Origin of the sequence: Intestinibacter sp. (assembly GCF_034113885.1) — a bacterium.
Classification (GTDB): Bacteria; Bacillota; Clostridia; order Peptostreptococcales; family Peptostreptococcaceae; genus Intestinibacter.
Window position 1 is genome coordinate 1 of the sequence record NZ_JAXEWM010000132.1, and the last position, 5,248, is coordinate 5,248.

5 protein-coding genes are annotated in these 5,248 nt (G+C 27.9%); 4 read left to right on the forward strand and 1 reads right to left on the reverse strand.

What is annotated here, in order from left to right; all coding sequences use genetic code 11:
• The 4 genes from SPD90_RS08230 to SPD90_RS08245 all read left to right on the forward strand — a co-directional run.
• On the forward strand, window positions 1-398 hold a 398-nt coding region (locus SPD90_RS08230), incomplete at its 5' end, for an RNA-guided endonuclease InsQ/TnpB family protein (RefSeq protein WP_320924904.1).
• A gap of 199 nt (window positions 399-597) precedes the next feature.
• Entirely contained in the window at window positions 598-1,269 is a 672-nt protein-coding gene (locus SPD90_RS08235; RefSeq protein WP_320924908.1) for a PLP-dependent aminotransferase family protein, read from the forward strand.
• Between the two features lie 98 nt (window positions 1,270-1,367).
• Window positions 1,368-2,144: a PhzF family phenazine biosynthesis protein gene (locus tag SPD90_RS08240; RefSeq protein ID WP_320924905.1), complete on the forward strand. Its 777-nt coding sequence runs from the start codon at window positions 1,368-1,370 to the stop codon at window positions 2,142-2,144.
• Between the two features lie 95 nt (window positions 2,145-2,239).
• Complete coding sequence (locus tag SPD90_RS08245; RefSeq protein ID WP_320924906.1) at window positions 2,240-3,115, forward strand: AAA family ATPase; 876 nt, start codon at window positions 2,240-2,242, stop codon at window positions 3,113-3,115.
• Window positions 3,116-3,184: 69 nt separating this feature from the next.
• On the opposite strand, the gene SPD90_RS08250 is transcribed toward SPD90_RS08245, so the two are convergent.
• On the reverse strand, window positions 3,185-4,966 hold the full coding sequence (locus tag SPD90_RS08250) for a hypothetical protein (protein WP_320924907.1): 1,782 nt from the start codon (window positions 4,964-4,966) through the stop codon (window positions 3,185-3,187).
• Window positions 4,967-5,248 lie beyond the last annotated feature (282 nt).

Consider the following 5,248-nt stretch of genomic DNA (forward strand, 5'->3'; position numbering starts at 1 on the left):
AATTATTAAAACTTAATCACCGATTAACAAATATTCGTCATAATTATTTACATCAAGTAACTACTGAAATAATAAATCGAAAACCAAAATTTATTGTTTTAGAAGATTTAAATGTAAGAGGTATGATGAGAAATAAGCATTTATCAGAAGCTGTAGCAGAACAATGCTTTTATAAATTTTATAGACAAATAGAGTACAAATCTCTATGGAATAATATTAAATTTATAGTTGCAGATAGATTTTACGCAAGTAGTAAAATATGTTCATGCTGTGGGGTAATAAAAAATGATTTGAAGCTTAGTGATAGGATTTATAAATGCGAAAAATGTAACACTATAATTGATAGAGACAAGAATGCAAGTATAAACCTTATGAATTACGGAAAATCAATAGCTTAGTTACCTAAACAACACTATTGATATGTACCGATACGTTAGTCGGGAATTTAAGCCTTTGGAGTATTATATCAAATGTAAGTAGCTGTGAATTTATTTATAGTAAAAGCAGATACGTTGAAAAAGGAATGAAACATAAAATTTTATAATTTTTTATAGATTTTTATAAGTTTTCAGTAACGGCATAAAAGGGCTTTACATCATACCAGACTACCAAAATCCTACGACCCACATAATGAGTGACGAATGCAGAAAAATGATAGCAGGGGTCGCGGTGGAAAAGGATCTAATAGTAATAGAGGATTCTATCTACAGCTTTTTATTGGAAGAACCTAGAAAATCAGTCGCAAGCTATGCACCAGATAATGTGATTTACATATATAGCTTATCAAAAACTGTAGCACCTGGACTTAGATTGGGATATATAGTATCTCCATTGAAGTACAAAAAGGATTTATTCAACGCTTTATACAACATGAATATAACGGTGTCTCCATTCATGCTGGAAATAGCATCTAGGATGATAGTTTCTAAATCTATCTATAAGTTGATGGATAGACATAGAGCTTCGACTAGAGAGAGAAACGCATTAGTCGAAAAATATCTAGGAGAGTACAACCTAATAGGCGATGAAAATTGCATATTTAAATGGTTTATTTTACCTAAAAAATTTGATGCTCTAGAGTTTGAAAATCTCGCTTATAAAAAAGGAGTTAGAATCTATTCAGCAAATAAATTTATTGTAGGCAAGGAAAAACCGGTAAATGCCGTGAGATTAGCAGTCACATCGACTTCTAGCATTGAAGAGCTCGAAAAAGGCCTGATTATATTGAAACAATTATTAGAATCAGAAAGCATCTATAATATTTATTAAACAAAATTGAATGCCATACGCTTTTAATATTGTTTTGGAAGATTTGAGATGATAACCTTATATTATAGATAATATATTTAAAAAGGGGGACCTATAATATGAAACAATATGTAGTAGATGCATTTAGTGAAAAAGTATTTGGAGGAAATCCAGCAGCAATATGTGTAATGGATGCTTGGCTTCCAGAAGAAACAATGATGAGTATTACTGTAGAAAACAACCTTTCAGAAACAGCATTCACTGTAAAAGAAGGCGATAAATATAAATTACGCTGGTTCACACCAGGAGGAGAAATAGACTTATGTGGCCATGCGACATTGGCTAGTGCTTATGTAATTATGAACTATGTAGAAGCTGACTTAAAAACAGTTACATTCTCTACAATGAGCGGCGACTTAATAGTAAATAAAAAAGGTGACTTATACGAACTTGATTTCCCTGCATATGATTTAAAACCAGTTGAAATAACTGATGCAATGGTCGATGCAATGGGAGCTAGACCAACAGAAGCGTATATGGGAAGAGATTTACTTTGTTTATTTGACGACGAAAAAACAGTCAGAGAATTAAAACCTGATATGGATAAATTGAAGGCAATAGATGGATTATTGTTACATGTAACTGCAGCAGGCAAGGATGTAGATTGTGTATCACGTAGTTTCGCACCTAAGTTAAACATTATTGAAGATCCAGTATGCGGCTCAGGTCATTGTCATATCGCTCCATATTGGATAAATAAATTGGATAAGGACAGTATAGTTGCTTACCAAGCTTCTAGAAGAGGCGGAACACTTTACTGCACTATGGACGGCGATAGAGTGAAGCTTAGTGGTAAGGCTGCTTTGTATTCTGTAGCTGATATTAATATTGGATAATATCAAAAGAAAACATATTATATGTTAGAGATTGATATTAATTACTCCCGTATAAAGCGGGAGTTTTTTATACTTAATGATAAAGGAGAAACAATTTGAACAAGCATTTTATTAAACAGATTTATATAGAAAAAATAAGGCATTTGAAAAATATAAAAATAGACTTAAGTGACAAAGAACAGAAGCATTTAATTTTAACTGGAATAAATGGATCAGGTAAAACTGCATTAATAGAAACTATAAAAAAATATTTAGAATTTATAATTGAAGATATAAATAAAAATGGTTCATATGAAATAGATATTAAATTTAATCTAAACGATAAAAATTTATTACGTTCTTTATATAAACAAGGTAAATTTATCTTAGGGTATTACAATTCAAGTAGATCTATAGATTTTGAAACACCAACAGGAGTTCAAAGAGTAAAATTAAAAAATACATATACTTTTGATGAAAATCCAAGCAAATTATTTCTTAAATATTTAGTTGATTTAAAAGCACAACAGTCATTTGCGAGAAATGAAGAAGATATGGAAGTAGTAGAGAATATAGATAATTGGTTTGATAAATTTGAAAATGCTATGAGAACTATATTAGATGATGATAGTATAAAATTGAAATTTGATTATAGAAATTATACTTTTAAAATACTTCAAGATAATAGAGAGCCATATGGATTCGATGAATTATCAGATGGATATTCTTCAGTTTTAAGTATATTATGTGATTTAATTTTAAGAATAAATAAAAATAGATCTATTATATGTAGAGATTATGAATTTGATACAGAGGGTATTGTATTAATAGATAACATAGAAGCTAACTTATATGTTGAGCTACAAAATAAGATATTACCATTTTTTGTTAGCTTTTTTCCAAATATACAGTTTATAGTAACAACTCACTCGCCATTTGTATTGAATTCAATTGATAATGCAATAATATATGATTTAGGAAAAAATGATTAAAGTAAAAAAGAGAGTGTAAGATAAAGTGTATAAGAGAAAATTTATTTCTACTTATACACTTTTAGTGTATTATCGTTTAATCCTAATACCAATATAACCAATTTGATTTTTACCAGTAATCTTATCCTTAAACTTCTTATAAATCATAATCTTACTCTGAGTATCGAAAATTCGTTTATAAGATCCCTCATAATTTATAGTTTTTTTACCTGTTTTTAACTTGCTTTCGATGATTATATTATTTTTATAAATTTTTTCTATTCTTTTCTTAAAAGAGGATTGTACATTAAAATATTCAATATCCCTTTCATGGCAGTAACTCACATACTCGTGGTATAAATCCTCTAAATGAACTCTATAGTCGACTGACTTTCTTTGAAATTCCTTTATTATAGAAGCTAGATTTTTTTTGATTAAATTATCTCTTATATCATCATAATTAAAGTATTCTACCTTTTTATCGAAAAATTGAGTAAGTCCATAGTCTAGCATATTGTAGTCGGTATCTTTTTCTTCTTTTTGTTTCTTTCTTAAAATATAATTTTCGTATTTGGCATCTATATCGTACTTAAATTCTATGGCATCTTCTAGCTCTATAAAGTTAAAGTCGTTGTTTTTTAAAAGGTTATATACCTTTAAATTTAAGAAAAAGCTAATAATATAATCCTTTTCTGATATTAGCTTTTGAGATAAATTAATTATTTTCTCTGCCGGTCTTCCATCGATAATTAAAAAATTTATTTTAGATAAATAATCTTCTGGATCGTATTCGTTAGACACCTTAAAAAAGCTATTGCTGGCATATACTTGATGCAATTGCATATAGTCCCCTGTATAAACTACACCATTTACTATAGCTTGGTCGGAATTTATCCAAACTGTTTTACTAAATTCAGAAATAGGTATAACTCTTTGTGATGAAACCTCGTGCACAGTATTAAATCGAGCCTTTAAAAGATTCGCCTTTGAGACATCTGAGCCAAATTTAGTCGGAGGTATATGCTTCACAGCTTCTTCAGGAAAATAGCTTGAAAATAAATCAATTAAGCAGCTCTTACCAACATCGTGTTCTCCTACCATAAATAATATTTGCTTTGCTTTTCTTTTACGTGTTTTAGTGAGGATAGAGTAAACTAAATGCTGTCCTAATTGAAGTAATTTATCCTCATTACTATTTAATGAAGTTAAATAAAAATGGAAAAAATATTTAAGGTTCTCAGTGTCCAAATAGAGATCCTTGCCGATTATGTAATTTGCGTCGATATAGCTGTCGAAAAACAATTCCTTTCGCTGTCTGCTATCTGTTATAATTTCATTTGTTTCTATATTATAAGAGCAGTTTTTGAAATTTATCCAGTATGAATTAGTATCCATGAAGTTTTTGAATTCTAAATCTGTCATATTGAATTTTTTATCTATTTTCAAATCTCTTACTAATATACTTAATTTTGAATTTATAGAGATACCCAAAAGCTCTAAATATTTAAATTTAATGTCGTATTCCTTCTCTAAAAACTCTCGTATTTTCGCTAAAAGCTTGTTGTTGTTTTTTTCAACCTGCCAATAATTAAATTCTTCATTATACATATATAATTTATCGTTGTGAACCTTAATTACTTTTTTTATGTATAAAAGAGAAAGAAATGTGTAAATGCATCTATTTGATTTGAAAAAGTTATATGCATCATTTAGTGAGGCATTTTCAATTATAAGTTGATTGTCAAATGTATTTATTGTATATAAGTCGTCTGTATTTATAGATTCATTTACTATAGCTTCATATTTGCTTTTAACATAATGCTTATTACTAGATTCTCTATTTAAATTTGAATCAATTTCTTTTACTTGCATGATTTTTTATTTCTCCTTATTCTAAAAATTTCTGATTTCTTTATTTTAAAAAAATATTATTTTTATTATTATATCATAAAAATATACACACAAAAATATAAAATAAAAGAAATTGGAAAAAATAGAAAAAATTTTAATTTTAAGTAAATTTTGTTGACAACAATATTTAATAAGTACTATCATCAAATTAAGATATAGACTGAAATACAGCTATAATCTAAGTATGATTTTATCAATTGAAAAAATGGAATTCCAAGGTTATTATTTCCGTATTATGTTTAA